This is a genomic window from Nocardia sp. NPDC059236 (assembly GCF_042754085.1).
In the GTDB taxonomy this organism is placed as follows: domain Bacteria; phylum Actinomycetota; class Actinomycetes; order Mycobacteriales; family Mycobacteriaceae; genus Nocardia.
Genome location: NZ_JBHZAF010000008.1, coordinates 39,907 through 66,786, shown reverse-complemented (window position 1 = coordinate 66,786; position 26,880 = coordinate 39,907). Strand labels below are relative to the sequence as shown.

Genomic DNA, 26,880 nt, shown 5'->3' with positions numbered 1-26,880 from the left:
GGAATGGACGAACAATGAGCAGGCCAAGGGAGTACTGATGCGCACGTACCGCATCAGCGACGAGCAGGCATTCGAGCTGCTGGTGTGGCGCTCACAGGAAACCAACACCAAGCTCCGCGCCCTGGCCGAGCAGCTGCTACCCGAGCTGCCCACCGTGCCACCGGCCGAGCCCGGCACGGTGTCGGCGTTCGATCACATCCTGCTCACCCTGCACGAGCGCATCCCCCGCTGACCACATCGGTTGGACAAGGGTCCCGCCCCAGCGTCCTGGTAATGCACGTGGGGCGCGACCCTCGTATCGGCTCAACCGTCGGGGTTGTGTGTTGCGCCGACATCTAAGCGCATACCAACAGCTCGGCCTTCTCAACCGCTCGCTGCCCGATCGTGGCCGACCGATGATGAGGTCGTTACCAGCTCCCCCATCCCGTCCGCCCGCGTCGCTGAAGTGTTCGAAAAACGATCAGAGTGGATCGGCGGTCCCCGGAATCACCAGGGTGTCCGCCGCATCCAGCCCTTCCAGCCCCCACGGGTGAACAGTCCCGCGTCGATCCGCGGGCGTTCCGCGCACGGCCGAACCCGATACCCGGCATGGGTGTCCGGCAACCGGATTCGGCTGAACACCTTGACCGGCGTGGACAGGTCGAACGGGTTCACGCGGTCCACGGGGAGGACTGCGTCGGTGTGCATGACCGCCCTCAGCCGGCCGACCGCACCGGACGGGTCAGTTCGACTGCCGCACTGCACGCAGAATCAGCTCGGCGACCGCGCCGGGCTGGGACACGGTCACCGCGTGCGACGCGGCGATCTCGATCGATTCGGCCTGCGCGCGCTCGGCCATGAACCGCTGCGCCTCCAGCGGAATGTTCTTGTCGTTGGTGGTGAGCAGCGCGAATGCCGGAATGCTCGTCCACGCGGCCGCCGCAGCCGGTTCCTGGAGCGCAGCCAGCGCCACCGGCCGTTGGGTCACCGCCATGGCCGCGGCGGCGGCAGCGGGCACGTCGGCGGCGAACTGCTGCGGGAATTCGTCCTGTCGGATGTACAACTCGGTGCCATCGGCGCCATCGGACAGCGGGTAGGACGCCGGGCGGGTGGTCGGGCCGAGGGTCGAGCCCGGAAACTTGTCGGTCAGCGCCAGCGCGCTCTCACCGGCCTCCGGAATGAAGGCCGCCAGATAGACGAGCCCGGTGACCTGGGGCTTCCCTTGCGCCGCAACGCTGATGACGCTGCCGCCGTAGGAATGCCCGGCCAGCACGACCGGTCCGTCGATGCTGTCGACGACCGAGGCGACGTAGGCGGCATCGGCGGTGAGGCCGCGCAGCGGGTTGGCCGCGGCGAGCACGGAAACGCCCTCGGCGGCAAGGATTTCGATGACGCCGTTCCAGCTGGAGGAATCGGCGAACGCGCCGTGGACCAGGATGACTGTCGGGGTGGTGGTCATGGGGATGGCTCCGGGGTCGAGATCGGACAGGACGGTTGCGCCGGGCGCGGATCGGCTCGCCCGGCGGTGCGGTCAGGGATGCAGCGCCGCGCGCAATGTCGCGACCGCCTGCGCCACAGCGGCTTTCGCGGCATGCGTGTCGTGCAACGCGTTCACCATCACGAAGTCGTGAATGATCCCGCCGTAGCGCACCTGGGTGACCGGCACGCCCGCATCGCGCAGCTTGCCGGCGAACGCCTCGCCCTCGTCCCGCAGCACATCGGCTTCGGCGGTGATGACCAGCGCGGGCGGCAATCCGGCGAGCTGTTCGGTGGTGGCGCGCAACGGCGAAACGGTAATGCGCGCACGGTCTTCGGCGCTGGTGGTGTACTGGTCCCAGAACCACCGCATGCCCTCGCGGGTGAGGAAGTAGCCCTCGGCGAATCGCTCGTAGGATCCGGTGTCGAAGTTGGCGTCGGTGACCGGGTAGAACAGCACCTGCTGGGCGAAGGAGACATCGCCGCGCTCCTTGGCCATGAGCGTCAGCGCGATCGCCATATTGCCGCCGACCGAATCGCCCGCGACGGCCAGCCGGGATGCATCCAGGCCCTTGCTCGCCCCATCGGTGGTGACCCACTGCGCGATTCGATACGACTGTTCATTGGCGACCGGGTACCGCACATCCGGCGAGCGATCGTATTCGGGGAACACGACGGCGGCGTGCACTCCGACGGCAAGATCACGAACGAGCCGGTCGTGAGTGTGCGCGTCCCCGAACACCCAGCCCGCGCCGTGCGTGTAGACGATCACCGGCAACGGCTCGGCCGCGCCCTGCGGCTTCACGATGCGCGCCCGCACCGACCCGGTCGGGCCACCCTCGACGGTGATCCACTCCTCGTCGATCTCCGGCTTGAAGATCGGCGAATCCTGCACCGAGTCAACGGCTTTACGGCCCTCCTCCGGCGGCAGCTGGTACAGGAACGGCGGCTGCGAAGTGGCGTCCACGAACTCTTGCGCGGCCGGTTCGAGCGAAATGCCGTGCGGGTTTCCAGACATGGTTGTGTGCCTTTCTACTGTGATGGAAGGGACAATGAACGACGGTGCCGTTCAGGAGATTTCGGTGGCCGCTGCGGCGGTGACGAGATATTTTCATCTGGAACCTGGGCGCGCCGCCCCTCACTGCGGGCCGTGAAAACCCCGATTCAGGACACGGCCGCGATGGCGGACTCCGGCAGCGCAGGCCACTTCGCCGAGCCCGTCGTGCGGAAACGCTGCTGATACTGGCGCGGCGAAACGCCGAGGCGGGCAACGAAAGCCCGGCGCAGCGCCTCACTGCTGCCGAATCCCGCCACCATGGCCGCCTCGGTCACCGAGCACCCGGCGTGCAGCATGTCCCGGGCGACGCCGAAGCGGATGAACGCCACGTATTCGGCCGGTGAGCGTTCCAGCTCGGACCGGAACAGCCGGGTCAGATGCCGCACGCTCACCCGGGCGTGGGCCGCGAGGGTCTGCACCGTATGCGGGTAGGCCGGATCCGCGCAGATCAGATCGACGACCGTGCGCACCAGCGGACTGCGCGGCACCGGGCCGGTCAGGGAAGCCGAGAACTGCGACTGCCCACCCGCCCGCTGCATGTACACCACCAGCAGCTGGGCCGCCCGCCGCGCCACGTCGGCACCGTGATCCTCCTCGACCAGGGCGAGGGCCAGATCCACGCCCGCCGCCACCCCGGCCGAACTGTAGAGATTGCCGTCCCGTACGAAAATCGCGTCCGGCTCCACTTTCACGGCCGGGAACCTCCGGGCCAGATCCGGCGCGTACTTCCAATGCGTGGTCACCCGCCGCCCGTCGAGCAGCCCGAGTTCTGCCAGCACCGCCGTCCCACTACAGATCGACACCAGCCGCCGGGTGTGCGCGGACAGATGCCGAGCCGCCGCCAGCACCTCGGGCGTCACGAACACCGAGGCCGGCAGTTCACTCCCCGGAATCACCACGGTGTCGAACCTCCCGGCCTCGGCCGCCGCACCGCTCACCGCGACCCGGGCACCGATCGAGGTCTGCACATCCCGCCCGTCGGCCGAGAGCAAGACCACCTCGTACCCGTTCACCGATTGATTGGCTTCCATGAAAACCTCGGCGGGACCGACGAAGTCGAGCATCTTCACACCATCGAACACGAGGATCGCCACCCGGCGACGGGCGGTGTCGGAAGATATTGAGGACATGTCAACCAGTATTATGGAGGCGCGCCTCCAGAACAAGTAGAGTGCTCGAGATCGCAGATTGATACGGTGAGTCCCATGGGTAGACCGCGACAGTTCGACGAGCAGGCGCTGCTCGATGCCGCGATCGAACTCTTCTGGCCGCAAGGCTTCGACACCACCTCGGTCGAGGACGTCTCCCGCGCCACCGGCATCGGCAACGGCAGCATCTACGGCGCCTACGGCAACAAGCGCGGCCTGTTCCTGGCCGCCTTCGAACGCTACTGCGACCAGCGCGCCCGATTCGTCCGCGCGGCAATCGAATCCGCCCCCGGATCGGCGCGCGCCGCCGTCCGCGCCCTCTGCCATGCCGTCATCGACGACTGCGCCGCCCACCCCGACCGCCGCGGCTGCCTCATGATCAATAGCATCGCCCACCTGGGCACCCGCATCCCGGAAGTCGCGACCATCGGCGCTCGCACCACCGCCACCATGGAAAGCGCTGTCGCCGAACGCCTCCGCCGCGCCATGATCGCCACCGGCCCGGCCGACGAAGAACTCCTCTCAGCCCTGAGCGCCAATGTCATCATGACCACCCAGGGTCTCATCCAACTGAGCCGCATGGGCGTCACCCCCGCCCGCCTTCGCGAAATCGCCGACGTTTCAACCGAGATCCTCCCACCGGCCTGGGCAGGCGGGCCGGATCAGCACCAGTAGGACCTTGTCAGGTCGGAAGAGGCATATCCAGGGCGTACCTGCCGACGAGGACCGAAAACCGGCGGTCGGCTCAGTGGCCGCGATCACCACGCCGCTGTCGGCTCGACGACCGGCCCAGCTGGCCGACCCGACTTCGTCGAGGCTGCCCTCGGGCCCTTGCCTTCACCCGTGGACAGGTGAACCCTCGAAATCATGGCCAAGCCGTATCGAGCGGGGTGGGGCGTCAGGGCATCCAACGCGTGGATGCGGACCGTAATACGCGCCGGATTGCCGATGTGGACCTTCCGTGTCCTCACCGTGCCCGGACGGCGTACCGGCCACGCCATCCAGACGCCGCTGGCGGTGTTCGAACAACACGGCCGACGATATCTAGTCGCGTCCTATGGAACGGTGAACTGGGTGCGCAACCTGCGTGCGGCGCAAGGGAAGGCGACGCTGCGCCAGGGCAGGCACCTCGAGTCCGTGACAGCCGTCGAGTTGCCCACCGATCAAGCGGCCGAGGTACTCCGCGCATCGCTGGTGACGGGACCGCCACACGTTCCCAAACCCATTGTGGCGCTGTATCGACGGTTCTTCGTGCTGCCCTACCTGGATGTGGATGTGGACTCATCACCACAGCAATTCCTCGACAACGCCCGCACCCATCCGGTTTTCGAAATCGTGTCGGCGTGACGAAAGCGTCGGACCTCCGCACAGCCCGACCGTACAAACACTCGGGGCGCTGCCGCGAAGGCCCTGTCGACACCGCCCGAAGCGTCAATCACATCGTCGACAACCGTTGTGCCTCAACCGATCGCCCCGACAGCGCGTTCGGACTCGATCCGATCACGTCAACCACACTCTCCAGGTGTTGAGAATCGTTTCCGAACATCGACATAGCGATGGGCTCACAGGGGTTCGTCGGAGGTGTCGGATGTCGAGTGGCGCACTGTCAACTCGGCGATGGTGGTTCCTCGCCCGGGAAAAGGATCGGGCTGATCAAGTACGGTCTGCGGCCCGGCCCGGGCTTGTTCGCGGCGAGGGGTGCGACGATGTCGCGGAAGCCGATGAGCATGGTGTCGAGCTCCTCCGGGCTGAGCCAGACGGTGCCTTGGCGGTAACCGACCGAGTCGGCCACGGGGTCGGCGTCCGCTCGATCGAGGTAGGCGTTGAACTCGGCGATCAGGACGGCCATGGCGGCCGCGAACCCTCGGCGGTGGTCTTCCGACGTCATCACGCTGCTCACGTCGGGCGAGACGGTCGGGCGGTCGGGTCGCAACCGATAGGAGCGTTCCACCGCGCCGCGCACGCGCCGCTCATCGCCGATCTCGAGCATTCCACCCTCGGTGAGCAGGGCGAGGTGCCGGTAGACGCTGGTCCGGGGCACGTCGGGCATGCGGTCGCACAACTCGCCGGCGGTACGCAACCGGCCGCCGGACAGCGCGTGGATGATGCGCAACCGGACCGGGTGGAGCAGCAACTCGGTGGGGTCCATACCGCTACTATCCCATATTTGGTATCGTTACCAAAGTTGGGATTGATTGAAGGGTGGCCGCGATGCGGAATGTTCCTGGGCGCCGACTGATGTTGTGCGGCACCGAGATCTACTTCGAAGTCTCTGGTGTCGGGGATACCTGGGTGGTGTTCGAATCCGGGGCGGGTGCCGGGCGGACACTCTGGGATCGAGTCACACCGCTACTGGCGGATGGCGCGCATACCGTCGCCTACGACCGGGCCGGTCGCGGCCGCAGCGGCAGTGCCGACGCGCCACAGAGCATCGACGACATGGCGGCCACTCTGGTGGCATTGGTCGAGGAGCTCGCGCCGGAGCGGCTGATCCTGGTGGGCCACAGTATGGGCGGGCTGATCGTGCGCCGCGCCGCGGAAACGTTGTCGCCGATCGGGCTCGTCCTCATCGACCCGACACCGGAAGCCGCTCCGAACTACGACAATTGGACGCCGACCGTCAAGAAGACCGACCGCATCCTCGCTGTACAGCAGGCGCTGAGCCACTACCCACCGTTCATGCGAATACTGACCCGCTCCTACGGGCGCAAGTTCCCCGCCGATAGCTACGCCGTCAGCCTGGCCGAAGACTTCACCCCCGCCGGCCTCGCCCAAACCCGCCATGAGATAGCGGCCGTCGCGGCGGCGATCGACGAATTCCGCCGCCGCCCACCACAACCGCCGAAATCCGGCATCGTCGTCATCTCGGCGATCCACGCCGCCAGCTACCAGGCCCGCAATCTCGACCTCATGCGCGAATACCAGCGCCGGTACGCCGAACAGGTCGGCGCGCAATTCGAGGACGCGGTCTCCGAACACATCATCCCTGCCGAACAACCCGGACAAGTCGCCGCCGCCGTGCGGCGATTGATGAGCGCATAGCCGGTCAAGGGGTTCCGGTAGTAACCGCGGCTCGGGCGCCTCGGACTGGTGGGCGATCTGAGCCATCGCCTGCGCACGCGACCGCTGAGGACGCCTGACAGTGAATTGCCAGCGAGACCCACTAGCGTGGCGCCGACGGACGTGACACGAAATCCGTTGTGCCCGATGGCAACACGTCCGCAATCCGAGCACGATCATCACCGAAGGAGAGCCATGGCATCACCGGTTCGCATCAGCACCGCCCTCGCCGGAGCCGCCCTGGCGGTAGCCGCCGCATCGATCTCCGGATCGGCGGTCGCGAACGCCGAGACCGTGGTCGCCGACCCGGCCGACTACCTGGTGGGCGACACGGTCTACTTCACTTACAGCAACCTGGCCAGCTGCGCCATCCGCCCCAACGGCGACGTCGGATGCGACATCACCAACTACGACATGCGCTGGTACGGCCTGTCGATCTCGAACATCTCCATCGACGTCCCCTTCCTCCCGGCGCACCCCGCCCTGGGTCCCCTCGGCCTCCACGGCCGCCCCGGCAGCCCCCAGCTCACCGGCGGCGGCCCGGTCCCCGGCTCCAACTCCCCCTACGGCCCCGACGCCACCCTCACCTACGGCGGCGCGACCTGCACCGGCAGCGGCTTCCGAGGCGTGATCTCCTGCACCTCCAAGGGCCACCACTTCAACTTCGGCTTCGTCTCCGATTACAACTGACCGACGCCGCCCCTCGGCGAAACCCGTTCGCCGAGGGGCGCGGTCAGACCGGGAATGGCGACCGTTCCGGAATTCGTTCCACGGAATCCGTTCCGAAAGGCCCGTACGGCACCGAATTGCGGGACGGTCAGGAACTCGTCGACTGTTGGTCAGCCGAGTCACGGTGTTGCCGCGAACCCGCTCGGGCGGCTTCGATCTCGTTGATGTTGGCCTCGATCCATTCACGCAGCGCGGTGATCGGGGCGCGCAGGCTGTAACCCAGTGGGGTGAGGGTGTATTCGACCTTCGGCGGGACGGTGGGATGGACGGTCCGGATGACGAAACCGTCGGTCTCCAGTTCGCGCAGGGTCTGGGTCAGCATCTTCTGGGAGATGCCCTCGATGCGGCGCTGCAGATCGGTGTAGCGCATGGTCCCGCCGGCGAGCGCGTCGATGATCAGGACCGTCCATTTGCCGGCGATCCGGTCCAGCACCTGACGAGTGGGGCAGCGAGCGGAGAAGACATCGGCCGGCAGGCCCGAGGATTCGACATGTGTGCGCACCCCGACCATCGTAACGAACCGAAAGGTGCCTCCTTTCAAAAAGTTTGCCACTCTCTGATAGTTAGTTTCATGAAAGCCGATACCTTGTCTGTCCCGGAAGCGATCCACCGGCGCCGAACCGTCCGCCACTACCTCCCCGATCCGATCGACCCGGACGTGCTGACCGAACTGCTGGAGCTCACCATGCAGGCCCCCAGCGCCTGGAACATGCAGGACCGATCGATCGTGGTAGTGACCAGCGAGGCCGGGCGAGCCCGGCTCTCGGAGGCTGCCTTCGGGCAGCCACAGCCCCAGGAGGCGCCGGTGGCGCTGGTCTTCGTGGCCGACAGTGCGGCATGGAAGGCGCCGAACACCGACATCGCCGACTCGGCCGGGCGCAGCGGCGCCTGGAACGCTGAGTTCACCGCCATGTTCGACAGCCGGGCGGAATTCCGCGACCTGCACGATCGCGGACTGTTGCGGGAGAACGCGGTGAAGAACGCCATGATCGCCGCCACCTACGCCATGCTCGCGGCCACGGCGCTGGGGCTGGCGTCGGCTCCGATGAACGGCTGGGATCCCGATCTGGTGAAGAAGGCGATCGGCATCGAGGACCGAGATGATCTGGCCATCGCCGTCATCGTGACGATCGGGCACTCCGCCACCATCCCACCGCACCCAGGCCGGCGCCCGCTGGAACAGGTCGTCTTCGCCGAGCGCTACGCCACCTAGCCTCGTCACCCCCAGCATCCACGAATCAGATCCTCGGTCGACCAGGGGGTAGTAGTGCATCCGCCCCAGATGCGGCGCTAGCGTCGAGATACGTTGCTGGACACCATAGTTCGAGTTCGCCTGAACAGCGGTCCGAGAGCCGACGCTAAGGGCCTACCACAGATAAGTGCGTAATGGCGTACTGATGCGGGGTTCGCGCAGCAGAGCGCTTCCGACACCGTGACCCGCTTCGCCCGCTTCGAGGTCGGCCGGGCCTGATCGCCTGAAGCATCGAAAATGCCATTCGCCCAACAGATTCCATTGAGCGAAGGGCATTTCTCGTCTTGCGGTGGCGGAGGTGCTATCCGATCCCGTTGCAGGTGGCAGACAGGGTGCAGGGGCGCGCACCGCCGAGCAGGACGTTGAGGAGGTCGGCGGGCGCAGCGAGCAGCGGACCCGCGAGGTTCGGCAGTCCGGCCTGGGAGCTGCCTTGGCTGGCGGCGACGGCACTACCGGTCGGAATGGGACCGGTGGTCGCGCCCCAGATCGGATCCGCAGTGGCGGGTGTGAGCGGTATTTCGGCTGCGGCCGGCCCCGCGACAGCGACGAGGCCCGCCGCGAGGGCAACAGCGGCGAATCCTGCTCGGACCGTGCGGTTCTTGGTGTTCACGCGCCGAAGATACGTGAAATAAATTCCTTTGAAGCGGGATTGAGCGCCCCCTGTTCCTGGGGCAGAGCTTCCCAGGAACCCGCCGAGACAGGCATGCCTGCTCGCCCACCAGACTTGAACAGCGCGACTGTAGCGGCAGTGTGGTCGGGGAGTCCGCGCTGCAGGTACCCGACCGAAGACGAGACACAGCATGCCCCCGCTCCGGACCAGCGCAGGGCCCCAATCAGTTCACTGCGAAATGGGGCGGGCGTTATCCGCCGACGTCGATGAGCGCCATCGGCGTACACAATCCGGGTTCGGTGTTGCCGAGGAACACCCGAGCGGGACGCAGAACGCCGGCCGCCGCGCCGAGCAGCGCCGCCGCGGCCTGCCTATTGAGCCGAACACCGATAGCTAGCGCTCGTCCAGAGACGGCAACACCGTTTCACTCATGATCAGCAGCACCGCTGCGGCGACCGGGATGGCGAGCAGGGCACCGACTATCCCGAGCAACGCGCCACCGAGCAGAACCGACACCACCGTCACGATCGCCGGCACCCGGACCGTTCTGCCGATGATTCTGGGCACGAGTACGTAGTCCTCGAACAACCGCAGGACGATGAAGAAGATGACGGTGGCCACTGTGACGGGCAGGGATACGGTGAGCGCCACCAGGGCCACGATGATCCCGGCGATGGTGGAACCCACCACCGGGATCAAGTCGAGGACGGCGACCAGGATGGCCAGCAACAGCGGGTAGGGCACGTCGAAGATCAGCAGCCAGATGAAGGTCAACACCGCGGTTATCACCGAAATGACCAGATTCCCGAGGATGTAGCCGCCGACCTTCACGAAGATCTCGTCGCCGATCAGGATCGCTCGCGGACGGCGCGAGCGCGGAAACAGCCGGTAGATCGAGGCGCGAACCTCAGCGAAATTCGCCATGAAGTAGCCGGTCAGCACAGCGACGATCACCGTGCCGCTGACGATGCTGAACACGAGGCGGCCCGCGCCGAGGACACCACCGGCCAGCCTCGAGGGATCGGATCCGACCCACTGCTGGACTCGGTCCTGGAGATGGAAACGAGTGTTGAGCGCGTCGATGAGTGGATATCGTTGCGCAAGATGGTTGACGTAGTCCGGAGCGTTGTGGACCAGCGCGCTGCCTTGGGTGACCAGCGGCGGTATCGCGGCCGCGAGGAACCCGGCCAGCAAACCGATCGCGACCACGAATACCACGGTCACGGCCGCCCATCGCGGAAACCACGGCCGAACCAGCCACGACACGACAGGTTCCAGACCTATTGCCAGGAACAGCGCGATGGTGATCAAGACCAGCACTTGACTGGCGGCGATCACTAGTTGGATCGCGCCGTAGGTCACCGCGACCCCGGCAGCGCCTGCCATGCCGACCATGAACGGCGATCGCGGATCGAATCGCCGCCCGGGCTTGCCCAGCGGGTTCTGCGTCGTGCTGGCCCGCGCCGCCGCCGCTTCCGCGGCAATGATCGGTCCGCCTTCGTCGGTGGTGTGGGGTTGCGCGACCAGATCACCGTGGCCCTGCTCCGGCCCGTCAGTGGTATGGCGCTCCTTGGTTCGGCCTTGATCGTTGTCTTCGTTCATGGTGTGGATCCGCGGGGTTGCGCGAATGCGGCGGAGCAATCATGCCCGTCGGCGGAAAGGGCCATACCCTCGCTCGTCAGTCGAAAAGCATCGACGAGGTCGCCGATGCCCAAGCGTGCGGCGATCCGCCGTCGTGTGGCACCGGTGCCGTGACGGGGTTCGAATCGGGCCGAATCGTCGGCCCCGAGATTGGCCAGCCGCCGGCTCAGCACCTCATCGGCCCGAGGAAGCGGCGCGCCGTCGACATCATCGACCAGCAGAAACGCTTCTTCGAAACCCACCGTGAGTGCCTGCCGCATCGCAATCGCCCTCTTCCTCGACCTATGCCAACTCGACATACCCAGACGCCGGTCTTGGAAACAGCGGCTCACCGTGCGATCGGCGACCTACGGGCTGGGTTCCGGAACGTTGCAGTTGGTGACCTTGGTCCTTCCAATTCTGTAGGCCTACAGCGTTGCCATCGGGATTTGCTCGGCGTGTACTGAGAACATCAACAGATCCGAAGGATCGTCATGATCGTCATCGTCGGGCTCGCCATCCTCATCGTCGCCGTGCTCATCGGCGTCGCGGGAGTATTCGCCAACGGCGGCAGCGACCATGCATCGACCGGCAACTTCGCGGTAATCGGCTATCACGTGACCGTATCCACCGGCGCGCTGTCCCGCTACGGCATCGTCGTCGGCGGCATCGGAATCGCCGGGCTGGGCGTGTTACCGGCCGGCGCCCGCCGCGGACGCGCCGCCCGCCGGGAACTCGAAGCCACCCGCCGGGACGCCCCTACCGACTACACCCACACAGGCACCACCGATGTCGCACCCAGTGCACCCGGCACCATCGCTGGACAGGGAACCGGCAACCAGCCCACACCCCGCCCACGCAGCCTGGGCAAGCTGTTCGGACGGACCCCGGCCGCTCGCTCGCTGACCGGCCGAGGTCCCGGCATGCAGACCAAGCCGGCCTCGACGCCTGGCTCGGACCACTGGGCTCGACCTTCCCGTCGACCACTCTGAGCACCTCACGGGGGACGGATAGGCAGATCTATGCCGGTATGGCGACTACGCGAGTTCCGTGACGATGATCTGGATCAGGGGATCCAGATCTGGGAGCAGAGCCGTGTGCCTACTGCGGACGAGCCGGTGTTCGCGCTGGCGGAGGTGATGGCGGCCGCGCGAGCTGGGGAGGCGGCGGTGGTCGCCGAGGTCGGTGGCGAAATGGTCGGGATGGCGGTCGCCCAGATCCATGGCGAGCGGGCCTGGGTCCTGCTGGTGGCGCTGGCGGCGCGGTGGCGGCGGCGCGGTATCGGCAGCGCACTGCTTGCCGAACTGGAGCGGCGGCTGCGGTCGAACGGCGTGCGGCGGATCTGCACCCTCGTCCCCGAGGGCGCCACCGGATCTGCGGCGTTCGAGAATTCCGGGTACTTGCGCCGGACGGGCCTCGTCTACTACGAGCTGCTGGAACCACTGGCGCCCGCGCAGTCCACCCTGCTGACCGAACTGGGCGGGCGGCTGCTTCCACCGGGACTGTGGCAGTCGATGGCCGGGATGGGCCGGGAGAAGGAGATCATCGAACGCCGGGTCGTGTTGCCTTTGGTGAATCCCGATGTGGCCGAGCGCTATCGGGTCTTGCCACCCAAGAGCGTTATCCTGTTCGGGCCACCGGGGACCGGAAAGACCAGTTTCGCGAAAGCGGTCGCGTCCCGACTTGGTTGGCCGTTTGTCGAATTGTTTCCCTCCCGGCTGGCCGCCGCGGCGACAGGTGGACTCGCGGCCTCGCTGCGCGAGGTATTCGCCGACCTGGCCGAACTCGACGAGCTGCTGCTGTTCATCGATGAGGTGGAGGAGATCGCAGGCACGCGTTCGGGTACGGCCACAAGCCCTGCGCACGGAGTCACCAACGAGCTGCTCAAGCTGATACCGACGTTCCGCGAGGACTACAGCCGCCTGCTGATCTGCGCGACGAACTCGGTCCGCTCATTGGACTCGGCATTCCTGCGGCCCGGTCGATTCGACTACGTGATTCCGGTCGGCCCTCCGGACGCACCGGCACGGAACGCGATCTGGCGACGATATCTCGGCCCCGCCGCCGAGACCATCGACGTCGACCGTTTGGTGTGCGCCACAGCGCAATTCACCCCCGCTGACATTGAATACGCAGCCCGTGCAGGCGCGCAGTCCGCGTTCGAACGCGCAGTGCGCGACAGCACGGACGCACCCGCGACCACCGAGGACTACCTGATCGCGGTCGCCAATACCCGCCCGACCCTGACACCGGAAATCCTGACCACGTTCGAGCAGGACCAGCGGGACTACACCCGACTGTGAGAGAGTGTGCCCCAGCCGGTTCATGTCGGTCGGGCGGGCGCTCCCCTATCAGCAGGTGAAAGCGGTCCGGCTGGCAGCCGATGGACTTTCGTTCGACAACTGCGATACCGGGGAGCTCGGCGTACTGGCGATCAAGGGGCCCAGCGTGTTTCCGGGATATCTGTGTTCCGGTCCCACAGGTCCGCAGCCGGATCCTTCCGGAGTGATCATCGGCGAATGGCTGATCACCGGGGACCTGGGCCGAATCGACACCGATGGCTTCGTCTACCTGACCGGCCGGGCAAAGGATGTCATCATTCGCGGCGGCCACAATATCGATCCCCAGCTGATCGAGGACACACTGCTCGCACACCCCGACGTAGCCGAAGCGGCGGTCGTTCCGCGGCCGGACCCACACTCGGGCGAAGTGCCGGCCGCGTACTTGGTGCTGCGCGCAGGAGCGGATCCCGATCCAGACGAACTTCGCGAGTGGGCCATCCAGCATGCGCCCGAGCCCGCAGCGGCTCCGAAGTATCTCCATACCATCCCAGCAATTCCGGTCACCGCGGTCGGCAAGGTGAACAAGGTCGCCCTGCGGCATGACTCGGTGAATCGCGTTGTCCGGCAGGAACTTCAGGATGACGAACCGCTGGCCGAGATTTCGGTACACGAGCGGGACGGCCGAGCACACGCCGAGATCCGGCTGCCCGCCGGTGTATCCATCCAACGCATTGATGCGCTAGCCACCCGTCTGAACGCCTATTCGTTCTCCCATGAGCTTCGCTGTGCGGGCGAAGCGGGGATTACAGGATGACCGGCTCGTCTCTGATCGATCCCACACGCGACAGCCCTGCGGCCATCGACAAGGCGCGCATCCTGGACGACACGGATGCGGCCGAACAGCTGGCGCAAGGCGTTCTGGATCGCGGCATCGATCTCACAGTGTCGGCGCGGATGGCGGTCGACCACGGATTCGTGCAGCCCCTCGAGATTCTGTTCGGTGGAATCGACCGCGTTCCAGTGGTACCGGTGTTCATCAACGGCGTCGCGGCCCCCTTCGGACCGCCACACCGAATCCGTTCGATGGGAACAGCCTTGGGCGATGCCGCCCATGCTCCCGGCAAACGAGTTCTGTTCATCGCGTCAGGCGGGCTGTCCCACGACCCCCCGGTGCCAACCCTCGCCAATGCTCCACAGCGGGTTGCGGAGTCGCTCATCGAAGGCCGCGAACCGACATCCACGCAGCGCGCCCGCAGCGAACATCGCGTGCTGGTGGCAGGCGTCAACTACGCGGCCGGATCACACTCGATGATTCCGATCAACCCACGCTGGGACCATCACGTCCTCGACACCTTCGAACGCGGCGAACTCGACGAAATCGACCACTGGACCACCGCATGGATGGACGAGCAAGGCGGCGGCTCTGGAAGGGCCGCAACACCCGCACCATCACCCTCCGCTGGTGCTGATGACCGCTGTACCTGTGGTGTTTCCAGGTCGGCGTTGACAGGCGAGACCCGGGAAATGGGGGGATTCCCGGCGGAGAGGTTGTCGTTACGCTCCGTGGAACTGAAATAATCTTGTTTCACAAGGGGATCGAATGAAGTTCAAGCGAAGCAGCCTGATGCTGAGCACATTTGCCGCCGGCGCGGTCAGTGTCCTGGGCAGCCCACTCGCTTCGGCGGATATCTCGAAAGTGGATGTCGATCTCGGCCAGAGCGGGCCGTTCCACTCGTGGCAGGTGCTCGCGGAGATCAGTCCGTGCACCACCGCCACGATCACCTTCACCGACAATGGGCAGCCGCTGCACGGCAGTCCGGTGCCGGCGAGCTGCACCGACGGCCCGGCCTTCGGGGTCGCCTACGCCGGCTTCACTCCGACGACCCTCGGGATCCATCACATCGTTGTGTCACAACTGAATTCGGATGGATCGGTCGAGAGCTCCAAGGCGCAGGACGTGAACGTCACCTACCTGCCCTGCCCCAGCACCGGCAGCGCCGCAACCCTGATCTGCAACCTCCCGCCCTACAGCATCCCCGGTACCGGTTCCGGGTCCGGCTCAGGGACCGCCGGCACCCCTTCCTGACGACCCGAGAGCAACGGTCGCCGCCACTTGCCGTGACCGTCCATCCTGTCGAGGGCGCCCGTTTGGAAGAAGTGGCTGCCGGGATTGCCCGGCAGCTGCATTGGGGCGTCGAACGGAGTCGACGCCGGCCGTGTGCCCACGGGGCGCCGGCGGTGGCGGGTCCGGCACCACCGCACCGAGCTCGGCCCACGGAAACCCGCTGAACAGGTCCGCATAGTGGGTGCGACCGAGGACGATTTCCTCCCTACCGTTGCAGCCAGACGCCGTGCCGACGGGCACCGACGCGACCATCTAGGCGTGCGGCGGCGCGTGTACGCGCTGCAGTGGGGTCACGCCGAGCCGCCGACCCCTGCAGCACAGCATGGGAGAGACATCCAGGACGGCATCGCGTTCTGAGCGCGTCCCGCCCTCGCGTTGCGCGATACCCCGCTCGGGAACGCCGGATCGCCGTCATGCCAGCGGGTTCCCGAGCGTGTCGTTCAGCTCGAGGTCGCGCCGTGCCCGGATCGGAGGTCCGCCACGAGATCTCCTCCGCCGCAGGCCGATACGCAGCACCGTAGAAAAAGCAATCGAATTTGATCATTGAATCTGCGGGCGGAATGAAGATCAAATAGCGTCATCTCGGCAAAATGTTCCGTTAGCTCATTATTAACTGTGATCATTAACACAATAATAGGAGTGGATCTTCAGATTTCTTCTTATAACATTTTGTTATGCGCCGTGATGGCGTCGTTATCTGTCTGGGAAAGGAAGCTCCATAAGTGTTCTCTCGCAAGATCGTTGCCGCCGCCACCCTCTCTGCCGCCGCCCTGTTCCTCGGCCCGGTCGCTGCGGCCTCCGCTGCCGGCTCCCCCGCCACCGGCCTGGGCGCGGGTTCGGCTAACGCCGGCTCGTCCTCGGGTTCGGCCGGCTCGTCCTCGGGTTCGGCTGGCTCGTCCTCCGGTTCCGCCATGCTCGACTCCGGCAGCTCGGCACTCGACGGCGGCACCCACGCCATCGTCAACATCCTCGATGCGATCAACGGTGTCAGCAACCTGGGCAAGCCCAAGCCCGCCTCCTGATTCGGGATGCGAGACTGAAGGGGAAGAAGTAGCTGCCGGGATTGCCCGGCAGCTGCATTAGGGCGTCGAACGGAGTCGACGCCAGCCGTGTGTCCACGGGCGCCAACGGTGGCGGGTCCAGCACCACCGCACCGAGCTCGGCCCACGGAAACCCGCTGAACAGGTCCGCATAGTGGGTGCGACCGGGGGCGATTTCCTCGCCCTCGTCGAACCATTTCAGGACGACGCGCTTTTCACGGCGTGCGTCGCTGACCCGGGCTTTGTGGTGGATGATGTCGTGCCGGAGTAGCCGAAGTAGCCGATCTTGACATCCTGCGGATCGTCCTTGCCGAGTGGCGGTGCCAGCCGCGCGGTTGAACCATCGGTAGTATTCGCCGTCAGGCCCGAATTGCTTTGTCTGGTTGTCGATCTGGACCGTTGCCAGTGTCGGCCTTGTGACCAGCTCCATGCCCTGAACGGGGTCGGCGAGCTCGAAATACAGCGGTCGGTTGCGACTCACTGAATACGACTGCCGGATCTTCGTCAACGCGAACAGCGCGCCTCCAGCCGGAGACAACCGCGCCATCATCACATGCCGCCGAAGCGACTCGAAGAGTTCCTCGGCGATAGCTTGAGATTCACTTACCCCCCTCATCATCCGCGCCCACACCGACATTGAGGCCGCTGTCAGACCGCAGTTGATCAATCAGCGCGGCGTTTTTGAGAGGCGTAGGACTTCCAGGTGCCTCCGGCGGCGGCCCAGATTCGGGCGACCTGTCTGCGGTACACGGACCCGGGCCTGTCGTATGGGCACCCACGCCGACCCTCGAAGTGCGCTATCGGTACGTCAGTCCACGCACAATGGCGTGAAGCGGTCCAGTCCGCCCGTAGTCGGGGTTGTCAGATACCAGCAGGTGTTCTCCCCCGCCGCCGTGATCGCGGCGCTGACATCGTGCCACTGGGCGGGGTCCAGCATTGTGGTGCGTGACAGGACGAATCCCGACACACGGTTCGGATCGGTCACCAGCGCCCACGAGTAGTCGTCGCCGAGGGCGGTGACGATGTAGTTGGTCGGGCCGTACAGCGCGTCCTGGGTCGGCACGCCGGGGAAACTGACGTGCAATTGCGCGTCCGTCACAGGATCAGTGACCGTGGCCGTGCCGCGGATCTCGTTCACGCTGCCGGACCACGTCGTGCACGAGTTGTGCACCGACACATCGCCATATGCGTCCAGTGCATAGTCCGCACGCGTGTCCCTGGCACAGATGAGGTTGAAATACTGTGGTATCGCGGCCAATTGATACCAGGTGCCGAGATACCGGCCCAAATCAAGTCCGGCGACCGGTGCCGGTGGATCGGCGTGCGCAGACGTCGAGGGAACGATTCCGGCGACCGAGATCGAGAAGGCCACGGCTACACCGATAGCCGACGAAAGCCGACGCAGTCGGTTCGAATTCATCATGCCTGTCCTTCCTGGCGGTGTACTCGCCCGTCGATCTCAATGATTCGATCAATGCACGGTCGCCGAGAACGGCGAACACAGCTGGGACCACGAGCGTGCGCACAACGAAGGTGTAGAGCAGGATACCGATGCCGGCCACGATACCCAGCTGAGTGAGCGTGATCAGCCGCAACACCCCAGGTACGCAGAACACCGCCGCCAGCACCACCCCAGCACTGGTGATCACCGGGCCGGCCGACGCGACGGTCCGTCTGAAGAACAAAGGGCCAGAACATCTTTCGGCCACATAATGTCAGGGCAGGCGGTAGAGCCAAGTGCACGAACATCAACGCCACCACCAGCCCGGCGGCAGCGAACGCGCCGGGGCTGTGAGTGCGAGACGAGCCGTCCTGCGAGGCAAACCACCGGTCCCCACCCCTCGAACAAGCCTTGACCGCCATAACCGGCGAACCCCACACTCTTGCCCCGAGACGACTGCCGCCCAGCGGTGCCGAAAGCCGATTCCCCCTCTCGGGACAACACACGCACAGTGTGACGGCATGAACCTCGATCTGCGGCAGATCCGTCAGGAACACAGGACTGAAGTAACGGCGGCCCCAAACCCGGGACGGTTCAAGCTCCTGACTCACCCCAATCACCTGGGATTTGTTGCGACCCCTCGCGGGGCGTCGGTGACTCGGCAGCGGCTGAAGTGCTGAAGTGTGTCAGTGAAGTTGCGACCCCTCACAGGGGGCGATGGTGACTCTTCGCGGGATTCGAGATCAACCGCCTGGCAAAGCTGTTGCGACCGCTCTCGGCCGTGATCGCGACCACGGGCACGGCCTGTAGGGAGCGCAACGCACTCTGCTCTGTCCAGTTCTCGGGGGTAGTGGCGCAACCGACCGGGATCCGGCGCGTCTCGAGGCACGTCGGGGCAACGGTCCAATATTCTTGCGTTCGACCCTGGAACTGGCTCGAGAAGAACCGTCAAGCGAGAGGCAGCGCGGCATGACCATTCCAGCCGATGGCGCGATCGAACTTTCCGACATGATCCGCTATCTCAAGTCCGAGCTGACCGCGGCCCAAGCAGACTCGGGTGACGGATTCAAGCTGACGCTCGACGAATGCGCCATCGAGCTGAACATCGCCGTGAAGGACGAAGGCAAGGCGGGCATCAAGGCGTACGTCGTCACCATCGGCGGCGGGATCTCCTCAGCGCAGACGCATAAGGTCCGCGCGAAGTTCAAGCCCGCCGTCCCGGGCGATCTGGAGGATCATCTTTGAGGCCGCCAGCGCTGGATCGCCGTCCTTGGCGACCGTCGGCCCGGTGAAGTCCAAGGGAGCCTGACAATGCCCTACGAGTCACCGTCTCCCGGTAATCGCTGGATCAGCGAGAACTGGGAGTCGCTCACCGAGACCCACCGCTTTGAACGGGTCATATCCGGGCTGCGACGATATCGGCCGTCACCTGGCACGCCGGCTGGTCCACGACGATGAGACCGTGATCGATGTGCCCGCGAAACTGTCGGCGCAGGGGCGGGTGTTCGCCACCGGCAACGGCCTGCGCCGCCAAAGCGGTGACGCCGCGGCTGTTTCGCCGTCGAGGGTGCTGGAACGGGACCTTCATCAGTCGATGATAAGAACCCTAAAAGGATGAATCATCAAGCACCCGTATGTCGGTTCTCCCCCGGCTCCAACCTTCGGTGATTAGATACCGAACCTTCGAAAAGCACTGCCAGAGACGGGCCGTCACGGATCAGGGTCTAACCTGCCAGACCGCCGGCTCACGATCCCTGCACTGACACTCAACGACGCCAGTGCGATACGCTGAACTCCAGACGGCATTGCGGCTCGCAAATGCATCGCTGGAATCTTCCACGACGGAAAGTGACAGATCCGCTCTTGCCGCCGAGGTAGCCCTCATCGAGGGCTCCGGACGTGCAATGAGCGACCGCGTCGACGACCTGGACAAAGTCGTGGCCGACTGTATGTCCCGAGCCGACGTGCTGACTCCGTGGACCTTGTCGGTTGCCTCGAATCTTGCCGAATTCCTGGCGATCTGCCGGTTCGATTTCGACGAGGCTCGTGAGTGGCATCAACGGGCTGCGCCTTACTATAGGCAGCTCAGCGGGACATTCGGTCTGATATACAGCCACTGTATGGTCGGCATCGCAGCTCACGAACAGCTCGACATCATCGAAGCCGAACGCAACTTCCGCATTGCGCTCGACGTCGCGACAACTGCATCCGGCAGACTGTCCTACCCCGCGCGACTGGCCAGCGCCATGCTCGGCGATCTGCTGTACGAACGCGACCAACTCAGCGAAGCGGAGCGACTCCTCAACGAAGTCTATGATGCTCGGCACAGACGGCGGTTCCGTGGAGTTGATGATGGCCACCTATGCGACCGGTGCCCGGATCATGGCGTTACGTGGTGATCTCGACGGCGCAGCCAAACGCTTGGACGAAGGCGCTCACGCCGCGCGGATTCTCGCGCTTCCTCGATTGGCTGCTCGCATCACTAATGAACAGGCTCGCGTCGGTCTCCCGATCACGACCGCCGGGCACCCCGAACCGACCATCCGAGGTAGCGACGGCATCGCAACGCCTACAACAGAACTCAACGAGGCCACCACAATCCGCTTGCTACTTCGTGAGGGCACTCCCGCTCAGATCGCCTCGGCATGCGATCGAGCAACGAAGCTGCGCAAGAGCATTGACCCCACGCGCCGCCCCCGAGCAGGCCTGGAGGCACAACTCCTGGTCGCGTCCTGTCAGGCCGCCAGCGGTCAAATCGAGGCGGGAAAGAGCACACTCGTACCCGCGCTGGCAACATACGTCGATCTCGCCCTTCTCCGTCCGCTACGGGACGCAGACGAATGGACCAATCATTGATTCGTGCGCAGGAACTCGATGCCGAAGCAGGCCATTGGCGCGACGAATCGCCCAGTGTTCCGTCGGCTTCCTCGACGACGGTACTGGAGAAATGACCGAGCCCTTCCGCTGCTTCGAGAATCGGCCAGTCGCGTCCTACTGTGCAATAGAAACACTGACCATCACCGGAAACGAAAGTGGCCGTCAACTTCGGCGGACTTCAATACCGGCCGCTTCCCGATCCCATGTGTCCGCCGTGACGCCCTCACCGCGCAGGATATACTTTTGTATCTTTCCGTTCGGCGTACGCGCGAGGGTCTTTCGGAACTCTATGTACCGAGGAACCGCGAAATACGGGAGATGATCAATCGACCACAGGCACAGATCCTCTGCGGTCACAGACCGGCCTTCCCGAAGAACGACTGTCGCCTTCAAGCAGTCTTCACTACGCCCGAATTCGACTGAGTGGACGGCTACCTCACTGATGGCTTCGTGGCCGAGCAGCGTTCGCTCGACCTCGAAACTCGAGATGTTCTCACCACGCGACCTCAAATAGTCCTTCTTGCGATCCACAAAGTACAGATAGCCGTTGTCGATACGCCCCAGATCGCCAGTGTGCATCCACAGGTTTCGCCATACTTCGGCGGTGGCGTCCGGACGTCGCCAGAAGCCGGAGAACATCGTGTTGATCGCGTTCGGCCGGTACACGATCTCACCGATTTCGCCGGGAGGAACCTCTACATCGTCCTGGTCGACGATCCGAACGTCGAAGTCATCGTCGGCGACATGCCCGCAGGAGCCCAGCGGTGCGGGATCTGATTCCGGGGAGAACGCGAGGAAGACGCCTTCGGATTGCCCGTACCCGAAGCTGTTGACGAACCGGACCCCGAATCGCTCCTTCCAGACTTTGCGAACTTCCGGCGTGATCGGGACGCCGGTCACCGTATGCAGCTGCCCGACACAACGTTTCATCGCTTCGCTGTCCGGTGCATGCGCCACCCACGGAAAGATCGACGCCATGATCAGAGCGTGTGTGGCACCGGACCGTTCGATCTCCTCCCAGAAAGTGGACACGGAGAATCGGGATTCGATCGCCACCCTGCCACCGGTGAGCAGGACCGACATCACAAGCCCCAACGCGGATTGGTGGAACAGTGGCAGACACGTCCATGTGGGTTCCTGCCGCGGTTGTGGCACGAAACGCTGCCACTGCCTGCCCTGATTGCACAGGTAGTTGTGACTGAAGATGCACCCCTTGGACGGGCCCGTCGTGCCAGAGGTATAGATCAGGCTTGAGATGTCTCCGGGAGCGTTCGACACCGGGATCGGCGATTCGTCATCGCCGCGGAAGCGGTCCAGCGGCTCCACTGCGACGTCTGCCGCAGGCGAGTCGAGTACCCCATCACCTCGAACGAGGATCCGTTTCAGCTCCGGTGCGCCGGAAGCGATGTCCCTCAACGCTGGTAGGTACGCATGCTCACAGATTGCCAATGCCGCACCGGCATCATCGACTTGATGCCTGAGGAATTCCCCTTTGTAGGCGGTGTTGATCGGAACCCAGATCGCGCCGAGTTTGTTCACCGCTATCCATGTGACGATCGCGTCCGCGTTGTTGTCGAGAACGGCGACAACGGTCCGGCCATGGGAGACACCGAGTTTCGACAGGGAGTGGGCCAGGCGCGTAGCCAACCTGTCGACCTCGCGGTAGGTCAACAGGTCACCGCTGAAGTCGAGGAACACATCGTCCGGGACTTGTGAAACCGCACGTGCCAGGGCGCCGATCACGGTGTCCGGGTTGACGGGTTTCAACTTTTCGGTCCGCTGATACACGGTGGCTGTCATAACGGGGTCGCCTCTCCGATTCGTATGTCGTGCTGGGACTCGCTACCGGCGAGTGCGATCTCGGTGTCGATGCGATAGCCGGTGATCGGGCATAGGAACTCGCGCAAGACGAATCGATCCGCGACTGTCCGGTCCACAGCGTTGTATTCGGGCCCCATGTCACATACCGGGGTTTCCCGAAGGACCGCATGCGCCTTGTACGAGGCCGTGGCCGGACCGAGGTCGGCGCCATTACACCACCACCGGTCGCCCACGACGTAGACCAACTCGCCGACGCGCAGTGCACCGTCGGGCGCCGGCATCGGATCTCCCGGCTCACGGCCACCCAGCCGCTCACGTCGGGCTGCACGACGTCGCTCCGCTGTGAGAACTTCGTCGACGACCTGTGAATCCGAAACGACGACGCCATACACACGTTCGGCAACCGTCGGGTCGAGCATCAGTGCGCGAACATCGGCCAGCACCAAGGTTGTGTCGCGGAGCAGTGGGTCCCCGTACCCCGCTGCCCCAGGAGAAACCCACTCGATTACGTCACCAGGGCCGATATGGCACGGAGCTCCCTTGTATGCCATCAGCTCTTCTGTACCGTCAATATCGCGGATCGAAGTGTTGACCACGCTTTGCCCGAGCTTTTCCAGGACATCAGAGCCGCGCTTGATCCGGCATGTCGCCAATGAGCCGGGGTTACCGCCGAACAGTCCTTGTCCGCGTGGGAAAGTTTCGTTCTGATACACCACGAGCGCACCGCCGAGCATGCGGTGGGCAAGGAGCGTCTCCTTGAATCCCACTCCCGCGCGGTACTTTCCGCTGCCGTCGAGACCGACTGGAAGCAGTTCACGCGCGAGCACGAGGAACGGTGTCTGCGCTTCGAGGTCCTCGGAATTGAACGCCACCGCGTCCGGAATCCACCAGTGGCCGCCCGAGTCGACGCCGTCCCGGGCCGCGCGACCAGCCAGGGAGCCCATCAACCCGTTGGCGTTGATCAGCATGAATTGGTTGCCGTCCGCGCCGATGCCGGCACCGATGAGTGACGCCAGGTTCGGTGTGGGTGCGCCCAGTGTCAGCTCGCGCGTCGCCTCGCTCCCACTGGCCAGCATCTTGCACACAGCACTGGCGGCGACGTTCATCATGGCCTCGGTGGTGAACACACCCGAAGAACTCACTGCCGCCGGATGATCCGCACAGTTGAGAAGTCCGGGAGTCGGCTTGAAGTCCACGCGTCGATACGCGCCGCCGTAGGCGCCGGCCAATTCCGGCAGAATCTGCTGGGTAAGTGATGCGAGCACACATCCGCTGAAGCCGGCGAAGCTGAGATTGATTCCACCGGCTTGCGGATCGGTTCCTTCGTTGTCGACCACAAGCCGATCGCCGGCCTTCGTGATGTTGACCTGATAGGTGTATGTGTTGCGATCTCCGGGGACCGCTCCCTCGATCGCCCCTCGGTGCGACCATTGCCCGTCGGGAATACCGGACAACCGCTCCACGAACAGTGCTTCCCCGGCATCGAGCACGCGATGCATGACGCCTTTGACGGTGCCGGCACCATATTTGTCGATCAACGACAGAATCTTGGCGCGGGTGGCGACGAGAGCGCCGACCCCAGCCCGCAAATCCATCCGCGACAAGCCCGGATACCGGCTCTGCCGTACGAACAGTTCCTCCACATCCACCCGCAGCCGGTCTTGTTCGACCAGCACGACGGGTGGCCAGATCATCGGTTCCTGCCACGAATCGGTGGCTTCCACGCATTGGCTGCCCGGTGCCGGACCTCCGACATCCTGATGGTGCATGGAATTCGACAACCAGCAGAACAGCTGACCATCGATCACGACCGGGGCGGCCAGGGTGACATCGGATTGGTGAGACGACCCGATGTACGGATCATTCGCCAAGAACATGTCACCCTCGTGGATGCCGTTGGCCCCACGGTGCTCGAGGATGAACTTTATGGTCAGCGCGTTCTGATTCGAGAAATACTGCACACCTGCACCGAGATTCACCACCTCGCCGGTCTCGGTGAGCACCGATGTCTGAAAATCGCGGGCGAGCATGACGATCGGGGACAACGAGAGCCGCTGGATCAAATCGGCATGCTCGAGATTCACGTTCATCAGCGAGTATCTGATTACTTCGTAGGACACCGCGTCGATGTCGTCGACCGCGGTCTGATGCAGGTTCACAGCCGGGTCGACACGCGGGGGGTCTGCGGGAATGTATCCACGCGCCACACCGTCCCAGACGATCGCGGATTTGGGGTCTGTAATGGCGGCAGTCATCTGTGCGCATCCTCGTTCACGGTCAAGACGCAGTTGCCGAAGGCGTCGGTATGCAGGAATTGGTCCGTCGCGACCGAGATGGTGGTATGCGCAAGTTGGACGACGGCGGGCCCCGAAATCCGCTTACCGATGGGTGGCTGCCCCTCGTAAACCGCTGTCGGAAGCCAGCTTTCGATACCGGGCCAGAAAACCTCGCGCGTGCCGACAGGCTTCTCACACGCGCCACCGTGCACTGAGCCCGGAACCGCCCCGAGCCCGACTGTGGCTGTCACACGCACCGCGAAGATCTCCGGTGCGTGGAATGGCGACAACGCCGCCTTCCCATAGAGTCGCGCATACTCGGCGGTGAATTCGTCAGCGAGATCGGCACACATCGTCCCGTCCACCGTGCCTTCTCGCATTGGCAACGGCAGTTCCTGCATGAACTGATCGGCGTAGCGAGCCAGTGCGGTGCGTTCCAGTCGTACCTGGTCGCCTGTGAATCCAGCCTCCGCCATCTCTGCAAGCGCTCTGGACTCCACCGATTCGGTGACGGCGGACAGCGCTGTCGCATCGAACGGCACCCGGAGTGTGCACTCCTGCTCCAGCACATGCCTGGCGTCGCTGACGGCGATGCCGTACGCGGACAAGGTCGATGCGCCGTTACCCAGTGGGATGATGACCTCGGAGACACCGAGTTCACGTGCGAATGAAAACGCATGCACCGGACCGGCACCACCGAATGCGTAGACGACGAAATCCCTTGGGTCAAGGCCCTGTTCGATCGTGCGCTGACGAATCAGGGTGGCCGCGTTGTTGCTGTTCACTCGCAAGATGCCGGACGCGGCCGCTTCGACCGACAGCCCCAACCCCTCGGCCAGCTTCTGAACCGCTTCAACGGACGCGTGCCGATCGAGCTTCATCCGCCCGGCAAGAAAGGTATTGGGCTCGATCAGGCCGAGCACCACGTCCGCATCGGTCACTGTCGGTTCGATGCCCTGTCCATAACACGCCGGCCCAGGTTCGGAGCCTGCGGATTCCGGCCCGACCTGGAGTGCACCACTGTGCCTGTCAACCCGTGCGATCGACCCGCCACCACAGGCAATGGAGCGCACGTCGAGCTGCGAGATCTTGAATGTGTACTGGTCGATGACATTCTCGCTCGACAGCACTGGGCTGCCGTCGACGAGGAGACCGACCTCGAACGAGGTGCCACCCATGTCCGTCGCGATGACGTTGCGGTGACCACTCAGTTTGGCGATGGCGGCGGTTCCGGCGAGCCCGCCCGCCGGGCCCGATCCGATGGTCTGCACAGGGCGGCCCCGCGCGACATCGACCGGGAGCACACCACCGTTGGACTGCATGATGAAAGGCGGGCGGCTCAGGCCACCGCTCGCGAGTTGGTCGGCGAGCTCACCGAGGTATCGGCTCGAAGCCGGTCCCACATAGGAATTGATGACCGCGGCCACCGTCCGTTCGTATTCGCCCTGACGCGGTGCTATATCCGACGACAGACTGACATATATGTCCGGCCGCATCTCATGGATCAGTTCGCGAATTCGCCTTTCGTGCAACGGATTGCGGAACGACCACAGCAGGGCGACAGCGACTGCCTCGACATCGGAGTCGAGGAGGACGGCCAGGCTACGGCGGGCCGCATCCTCGTCCAAAGGGGCCAGAATCGACCCGTCGGGCGCCACTCGCTCTATCACCTCGGTGATGTACTCCCGCGGGACGAGCGGAGCCGGCTTGTCGGTGTCTCGAACATTCAGGACCCGGTCTACCGGGGCTCCTGCCGTGCGACCGCGGCCGCGCATCATGACCAACGCGTCCTTGTGTCCCTTCGTCGCGATGAGTCCCACTCGGGCACCCTTACGTTCGACGACCAGGTTGGTCCCGATGGTTGTTCCGTGACTGAACTGATCGGTCGCTGCCAACAGCTGCTCGACCGTCTGCCCGGCAGCTTCGGCCAGCTGCGCGAGCCCGTTGAGTACGCCCTCCACGGGACTCGTCGAGTGAGTCGACAGCGCCTTGCCATAGAAGACACGGCCGTCGTCGCTGACCGCGACACAGTCGCTGAAGGTTCCGCCTATGTCGACTCCGATTGCATACGTCATGCCGGTACCTCT

General features: G+C 64.7%; 28 protein-coding genes and 3 pseudogenes. 16 read left to right on the top strand and 15 right to left on the bottom strand.

Annotated features, from left to right (window positions below; all coding sequences use genetic code 11):
* Positions 1-16 precede the first annotated feature (16 nt).
* Positions 17-232, top strand: a pseudogene (locus tag ACFXIV_RS21775) (ANTAR domain-containing protein); the annotation flags it as partial.
* A 254-nt stretch (positions 233-486) separates the two neighbouring features.
* On the opposite strand, the gene ACFXIV_RS21770 reads toward ACFXIV_RS21775, so the two are convergent.
* The 4 genes from ACFXIV_RS21770 to ACFXIV_RS21755 form a co-directional block, all read right to left on the bottom strand.
* Positions 487-687 carry a hypothetical protein gene (locus ACFXIV_RS21770; RefSeq protein WP_379396337.1) on the bottom strand — a complete coding sequence of 67 codons (201 nt, stop codon included), beginning with the start codon at positions 685-687 and terminating at the stop codon, positions 487-489.
* A 34-nt stretch (positions 688-721) separates the two neighbouring features.
* Positions 722-1,438, bottom strand: a complete 717-nt coding sequence (locus ACFXIV_RS21765; RefSeq protein WP_379396339.1) for an alpha/beta fold hydrolase — start codon at positions 1,436-1,438, stop codon at positions 722-724.
* Between the two features lie 72 nt (positions 1,439-1,510).
* Positions 1,511-2,473: an alpha/beta hydrolase gene (locus tag ACFXIV_RS21760; protein ID WP_379396340.1), complete on the bottom strand. Its 963-nt coding sequence runs from the start codon at positions 2,471-2,473 to the stop codon at positions 1,511-1,513.
* Positions 2,474-2,619: 146 nt separating this feature from the next.
* Positions 2,620-3,642 (bottom strand): GlxA family transcriptional regulator, encoded by a 1,023-nt coding sequence (locus ACFXIV_RS21755; RefSeq protein WP_379396342.1) that lies wholly within the window; start codon positions 3,640-3,642, stop codon positions 2,620-2,622.
* Between the two features lie 75 nt (positions 3,643-3,717).
* Between ACFXIV_RS21755 and ACFXIV_RS21750 the strand changes: the two genes are divergently transcribed.
* Both ACFXIV_RS21750 and ACFXIV_RS21745 read left to right on the top strand, forming a co-directional pair.
* Positions 3,718-4,335 carry a TetR/AcrR family transcriptional regulator gene (locus tag ACFXIV_RS21750; RefSeq protein WP_379396344.1) on the top strand — a complete coding sequence of 206 codons (618 nt, stop codon included), beginning with the start codon at positions 3,718-3,720 and terminating at the stop codon, positions 4,333-4,335.
* Positions 4,336-4,527: 192 nt separating this feature from the next.
* Positions 4,528-5,007, top strand: a complete 480-nt coding sequence (locus tag ACFXIV_RS21745) for a nitroreductase family deazaflavin-dependent oxidoreductase (protein WP_379396346.1) — start codon at positions 4,528-4,530, stop codon at positions 5,005-5,007.
* Positions 5,008-5,266: 259 nt separating this feature from the next.
* Here the strand turns inward: ACFXIV_RS21745 and ACFXIV_RS21740 are convergent, their stop codons facing one another.
* On the bottom strand, positions 5,267-5,809 hold the full coding sequence (locus ACFXIV_RS21740) for a helix-turn-helix domain-containing protein (RefSeq protein ID WP_379396348.1): 543 nt from the start codon (positions 5,807-5,809) through the stop codon (positions 5,267-5,269).
* Positions 5,810-5,871: 62 nt separating this feature from the next.
* Here ACFXIV_RS21740 and ACFXIV_RS21735 point away from each other — a divergent pair, with 62 nt between their 5' ends.
* Both ACFXIV_RS21735 and ACFXIV_RS21730 read left to right on the top strand, forming a co-directional pair.
* A complete protein-coding gene (locus ACFXIV_RS21735) occupies positions 5,872-6,702 on the top strand; it encodes an alpha/beta fold hydrolase (protein WP_379396350.1) in 831 nt (276 codons plus the stop codon).
* A 213-nt stretch (positions 6,703-6,915) separates the two neighbouring features.
* Positions 6,916-7,410: a hypothetical protein gene (locus tag ACFXIV_RS21730; protein WP_379396352.1), complete on the top strand. Its 495-nt coding sequence runs from the start codon at positions 6,916-6,918 to the stop codon at positions 7,408-7,410.
* Positions 7,411-7,537: 127 nt separating this feature from the next.
* On the opposite strand, the gene ACFXIV_RS21725 is transcribed toward ACFXIV_RS21730, so the two are convergent.
* The gene (locus ACFXIV_RS21725) at positions 7,538-7,951 is read right to left on the bottom strand and encodes a winged helix-turn-helix transcriptional regulator (RefSeq protein WP_379396354.1); all 414 of its coding nucleotides are present in this window, start codon (positions 7,949-7,951) and stop codon (positions 7,538-7,540) included.
* Positions 7,952-8,020: 69 nt separating this feature from the next.
* On the opposite strand from ACFXIV_RS21725, the gene ACFXIV_RS21720 reads away from it, so the two are divergent.
* Complete coding sequence (locus ACFXIV_RS21720) at positions 8,021-8,662, top strand: nitroreductase family protein (RefSeq protein WP_379396356.1); 642 nt, start codon at positions 8,021-8,023, stop codon at positions 8,660-8,662.
* 340 nt (positions 8,663-9,002) lie between these two features.
* Here the strand turns inward: ACFXIV_RS21720 and ACFXIV_RS21715 are convergent, their stop codons facing one another.
* The 3 genes from ACFXIV_RS21715 to ACFXIV_RS21705 all read right to left on the bottom strand — a co-directional run bounded on the left by ACFXIV_RS21715 (position 9,003) and on the right by ACFXIV_RS21705 (position 11,212).
* Positions 9,003-9,311, bottom strand: coding sequence for a hypothetical protein (locus ACFXIV_RS21715; protein ID WP_379396358.1), 309 nt, complete (start codon positions 9,309-9,311; stop codon positions 9,003-9,005).
* 393 nt (positions 9,312-9,704) lie between these two features.
* On the bottom strand, positions 9,705-10,913 hold the full coding sequence (locus ACFXIV_RS21710) for an AI-2E family transporter (RefSeq protein ID WP_379396360.1): 1,209 nt from the start codon (positions 10,911-10,913) through the stop codon (positions 9,705-9,707).
* The gene (locus ACFXIV_RS21705) at positions 10,910-11,212 is read right to left on the bottom strand and encodes a hypothetical protein (protein WP_379396362.1); all 303 of its coding nucleotides are present in this window, start codon (positions 11,210-11,212) and stop codon (positions 10,910-10,912) included. Before ACFXIV_RS21705 ends, ACFXIV_RS21710 begins: the two co-directional genes overlap by 4 nt.
* A 213-nt stretch (positions 11,213-11,425) precedes the next feature.
* Here ACFXIV_RS21705 and ACFXIV_RS21700 point away from each other — a divergent pair, with 213 nt between their 5' ends.
* The 6 genes and pseudogenes from ACFXIV_RS21700 to ACFXIV_RS21675 all read left to right on the top strand — a co-directional run bounded on the left by ACFXIV_RS21700 (position 11,426) and on the right by ACFXIV_RS21675 (position 16,360).
* Positions 11,426-11,923: a hypothetical protein gene (locus tag ACFXIV_RS21700; RefSeq protein ID WP_379396364.1), complete on the top strand. Its 498-nt coding sequence runs from the start codon at positions 11,426-11,428 to the stop codon at positions 11,921-11,923.
* A gap of 30 nt (positions 11,924-11,953) precedes the next feature.
* Positions 11,954-13,234: an ATP-binding protein gene (locus tag ACFXIV_RS21695; RefSeq protein WP_379396366.1), complete on the top strand. Its 1,281-nt coding sequence runs from the start codon at positions 11,954-11,956 to the stop codon at positions 13,232-13,234.
* 22 nt (positions 13,235-13,256) lie between these two features.
* On the top strand, positions 13,257-14,027 hold the full coding sequence (locus ACFXIV_RS21690) for a hypothetical protein (RefSeq protein ID WP_379396368.1): 771 nt from the start codon (positions 13,257-13,259) through the stop codon (positions 14,025-14,027).
* A gap of 68 nt (positions 14,028-14,095) precedes the next feature.
* A pseudogene (gene mhpB / locus ACFXIV_RS21685) lies at positions 14,096-14,638 on the top strand (3-carboxyethylcatechol 2,3-dioxygenase); the annotation flags it as partial.
* Between the two features lie 175 nt (positions 14,639-14,813).
* Positions 14,814-15,299: a hypothetical protein gene (locus ACFXIV_RS21680; protein WP_379396370.1), complete on the top strand. Its 486-nt coding sequence runs from the start codon at positions 14,814-14,816 to the stop codon at positions 15,297-15,299.
* A 761-nt stretch (positions 15,300-16,060) separates the two neighbouring features.
* Positions 16,061-16,360 carry a hypothetical protein gene (locus tag ACFXIV_RS21675; protein ID WP_379396372.1) on the top strand — a complete coding sequence of 100 codons (300 nt, stop codon included), beginning with the start codon at positions 16,061-16,063 and terminating at the stop codon, positions 16,358-16,360.
* On the opposite strand, the gene ACFXIV_RS21670 is transcribed toward ACFXIV_RS21675, so the two are convergent.
* The 3 genes and pseudogenes from ACFXIV_RS21670 to ACFXIV_RS21660 form a co-directional block, all read right to left on the bottom strand.
* Positions 16,326-17,015: a hypothetical protein gene (locus ACFXIV_RS21670; protein ID WP_379396374.1), complete on the bottom strand. Its 690-nt coding sequence runs from the start codon at positions 17,013-17,015 to the stop codon at positions 16,326-16,328. The two genes, ACFXIV_RS21675 and ACFXIV_RS21670, sit on opposite strands and share 35 nt — an antisense overlap.
* 171 nt (positions 17,016-17,186) lie before the next feature.
* Complete coding sequence (locus tag ACFXIV_RS21665) at positions 17,187-17,798, bottom strand: lipocalin family protein (RefSeq protein ID WP_379421314.1); 612 nt, start codon at positions 17,796-17,798, stop codon at positions 17,187-17,189.
* A gap of 58 nt (positions 17,799-17,856) precedes the next feature.
* Positions 17,857-18,045: pseudogene (locus tag ACFXIV_RS21660) on the bottom strand (MMPL family transporter); the annotation flags it as partial.
* A 743-nt stretch (positions 18,046-18,788) separates the two neighbouring features.
* On the opposite strand from ACFXIV_RS21660, the gene ACFXIV_RS21655 reads away from it, so the two are divergent.
* From ACFXIV_RS21655 to ACFXIV_RS21640, 4 genes are all read left to right on the top strand, one after another.
* The gene (locus ACFXIV_RS21655; RefSeq protein ID WP_379396378.1) at positions 18,789-19,064 is read left to right on the top strand and encodes a trypco2 family protein; all 276 of its coding nucleotides are present in this window, start codon (positions 18,789-18,791) and stop codon (positions 19,062-19,064) included.
* A gap of 217 nt (positions 19,065-19,281) precedes the next feature.
* On the top strand, positions 19,282-19,437 hold the full coding sequence (locus ACFXIV_RS21650) for a hypothetical protein (RefSeq protein ID WP_379396379.1): 156 nt from the start codon (positions 19,282-19,284) through the stop codon (positions 19,435-19,437).
* Between the two features lie 286 nt (positions 19,438-19,723).
* Positions 19,724-20,218: a tetratricopeptide repeat protein gene (locus ACFXIV_RS21645; protein ID WP_379396381.1), complete on the top strand. Its 495-nt coding sequence runs from the start codon at positions 19,724-19,726 to the stop codon at positions 20,216-20,218.
* Positions 20,172-20,675: a hypothetical protein gene (locus tag ACFXIV_RS21640; protein WP_379396383.1), complete on the top strand. Its 504-nt coding sequence runs from the start codon at positions 20,172-20,174 to the stop codon at positions 20,673-20,675. Before ACFXIV_RS21645 ends, ACFXIV_RS21640 begins: the two co-directional genes overlap by 47 nt.
* Before the next feature lie 183 nt (positions 20,676-20,858).
* On the opposite strand, the gene ACFXIV_RS21635 is transcribed toward ACFXIV_RS21640, so the two are convergent.
* Genes ACFXIV_RS21635 through ACFXIV_RS21625 form a run of 3 tightly spaced genes read right to left on the bottom strand, consistent with a single transcriptional unit; the run spans position 20,859 to position 26,868 of the window.
* The gene (locus tag ACFXIV_RS21635; RefSeq protein WP_379396385.1) at positions 20,859-22,496 is read right to left on the bottom strand and encodes an AMP-binding protein; all 1,638 of its coding nucleotides are present in this window, start codon (positions 22,494-22,496) and stop codon (positions 20,859-20,861) included.
* A complete protein-coding gene (locus tag ACFXIV_RS21630) occupies positions 22,493-24,772 on the bottom strand; it encodes a hydantoinase B/oxoprolinase family protein (protein ID WP_379396387.1) in 2,280 nt (759 codons plus the stop codon). The genes ACFXIV_RS21635 and ACFXIV_RS21630 overlap by 4 nt, the downstream gene beginning before the upstream one ends.
* Positions 24,769-26,868 (bottom strand): hydantoinase/oxoprolinase family protein, encoded by a 2,100-nt coding sequence (locus tag ACFXIV_RS21625; RefSeq protein WP_379396389.1) that lies wholly within the window; start codon positions 26,866-26,868, stop codon positions 24,769-24,771. Before ACFXIV_RS21625 ends, ACFXIV_RS21630 begins: the two co-directional genes overlap by 4 nt.
* Between the last annotated feature and the right edge of the window lie 12 nt (positions 26,869-26,880).

Bases quoted from the DNA above. Each gene is read 5' to 3' on its own strand.
- ACFXIV_RS21770 (WP_379396337.1), bottom strand. From the start codon at position 687: ATGCACACCGACGCAGTCCTCCCCGTGGACCGCGTGAACCCGTTCGAC.
- ACFXIV_RS21765 (WP_379396339.1), bottom strand. From the start codon at position 1,438: ATGACCACCACCCCGACAGTCATCCTGGTCCACGGCGCGTTCGCCGAT.
- ACFXIV_RS21760 (WP_379396340.1), bottom strand. From the start codon at position 2,473: ATGTCTGGAAACCCGCACGGCATTTCGCTCGAACCGGCCGCGCAAGAG.
- ACFXIV_RS21755 (WP_379396342.1), bottom strand. From the start codon at position 3,642: ATGTCCTCAATATCTTCCGACACCGCCCGTCGCCGGGTGGCGATCCTC.
- ACFXIV_RS21750 (WP_379396344.1), top strand. From the start codon at position 3,718: ATGGGTAGACCGCGACAGTTCGACGAGCAGGCGCTGCTCGATGCCGCG.
- ACFXIV_RS21745 (WP_379396346.1), top strand. From the start codon at position 4,528: ATGGCCAAGCCGTATCGAGCGGGGTGGGGCGTCAGGGCATCCAACGCG.
- ACFXIV_RS21740 (WP_379396348.1), bottom strand. From the start codon at position 5,809: ATGGACCCCACCGAGTTGCTGCTCCACCCGGTCCGGTTGCGCATCATC.
- ACFXIV_RS21735 (WP_379396350.1), top strand. From the start codon at position 5,872: ATGCGGAATGTTCCTGGGCGCCGACTGATGTTGTGCGGCACCGAGATC.
- ACFXIV_RS21730 (WP_379396352.1), top strand. From the start codon at position 6,916: ATGGCATCACCGGTTCGCATCAGCACCGCCCTCGCCGGAGCCGCCCTG.
- ACFXIV_RS21720 (WP_379396356.1), top strand. From the start codon at position 8,021: ATGAAAGCCGATACCTTGTCTGTCCCGGAAGCGATCCACCGGCGCCGA.
- ACFXIV_RS21710 (WP_379396360.1), bottom strand. From the start codon at position 10,913: ATGAACGAAGACAACGATCAAGGCCGAACCAAGGAGCGCCATACCACT.
- ACFXIV_RS21705 (WP_379396362.1), bottom strand. From the start codon at position 11,212: ATGCGGCAGGCACTCACGGTGGGTTTCGAAGAAGCGTTTCTGCTGGTC.
- ACFXIV_RS21700 (WP_379396364.1), top strand. From the start codon at position 11,426: ATGATCGTCATCGTCGGGCTCGCCATCCTCATCGTCGCCGTGCTCATC.
- ACFXIV_RS21695 (WP_379396366.1), top strand. From the start codon at position 11,954: ATGCCGGTATGGCGACTACGCGAGTTCCGTGACGATGATCTGGATCAG.
- ACFXIV_RS21690 (WP_379396368.1), top strand. From the start codon at position 13,257: ATGTCGGTCGGGCGGGCGCTCCCCTATCAGCAGGTGAAAGCGGTCCGG.
- ACFXIV_RS21680 (WP_379396370.1), top strand. From the start codon at position 14,814: ATGAAGTTCAAGCGAAGCAGCCTGATGCTGAGCACATTTGCCGCCGGC.
- ACFXIV_RS21670 (WP_379396374.1), bottom strand. From the start codon at position 17,015: ATGTCGGTGTGGGCGCGGATGATGAGGGGGGTAAGTGAATCTCAAGCT.
- ACFXIV_RS21665 (WP_379421314.1), bottom strand. From the start codon at position 17,798: ATGAATTCGAACCGACTGCGTCGGCTTTCGTCGGCTATCGGTGTAGCC.
- ACFXIV_RS21655 (WP_379396378.1), top strand. From the start codon at position 18,789: ATGACCATTCCAGCCGATGGCGCGATCGAACTTTCCGACATGATCCGC.
- ACFXIV_RS21645 (WP_379396381.1), top strand. From the start codon at position 19,724: ATGAGCGACCGCGTCGACGACCTGGACAAAGTCGTGGCCGACTGTATG.
- ACFXIV_RS21640 (WP_379396383.1), top strand. From the start codon at position 20,172: ATGGCCACCTATGCGACCGGTGCCCGGATCATGGCGTTACGTGGTGAT.
- ACFXIV_RS21635 (WP_379396385.1), bottom strand. From the start codon at position 22,496: ATGACAGCCACCGTGTATCAGCGGACCGAAAAGTTGAAACCCGTCAAC.
- ACFXIV_RS21630 (WP_379396387.1), bottom strand. From the start codon at position 24,772: ATGACTGCCGCCATTACAGACCCCAAATCCGCGATCGTCTGGGACGGT.
- ACFXIV_RS21625 (WP_379396389.1), bottom strand. From the start codon at position 26,868: ATGACGTATGCAATCGGAGTCGACATAGGCGGAACCTTCAGCGACTGT.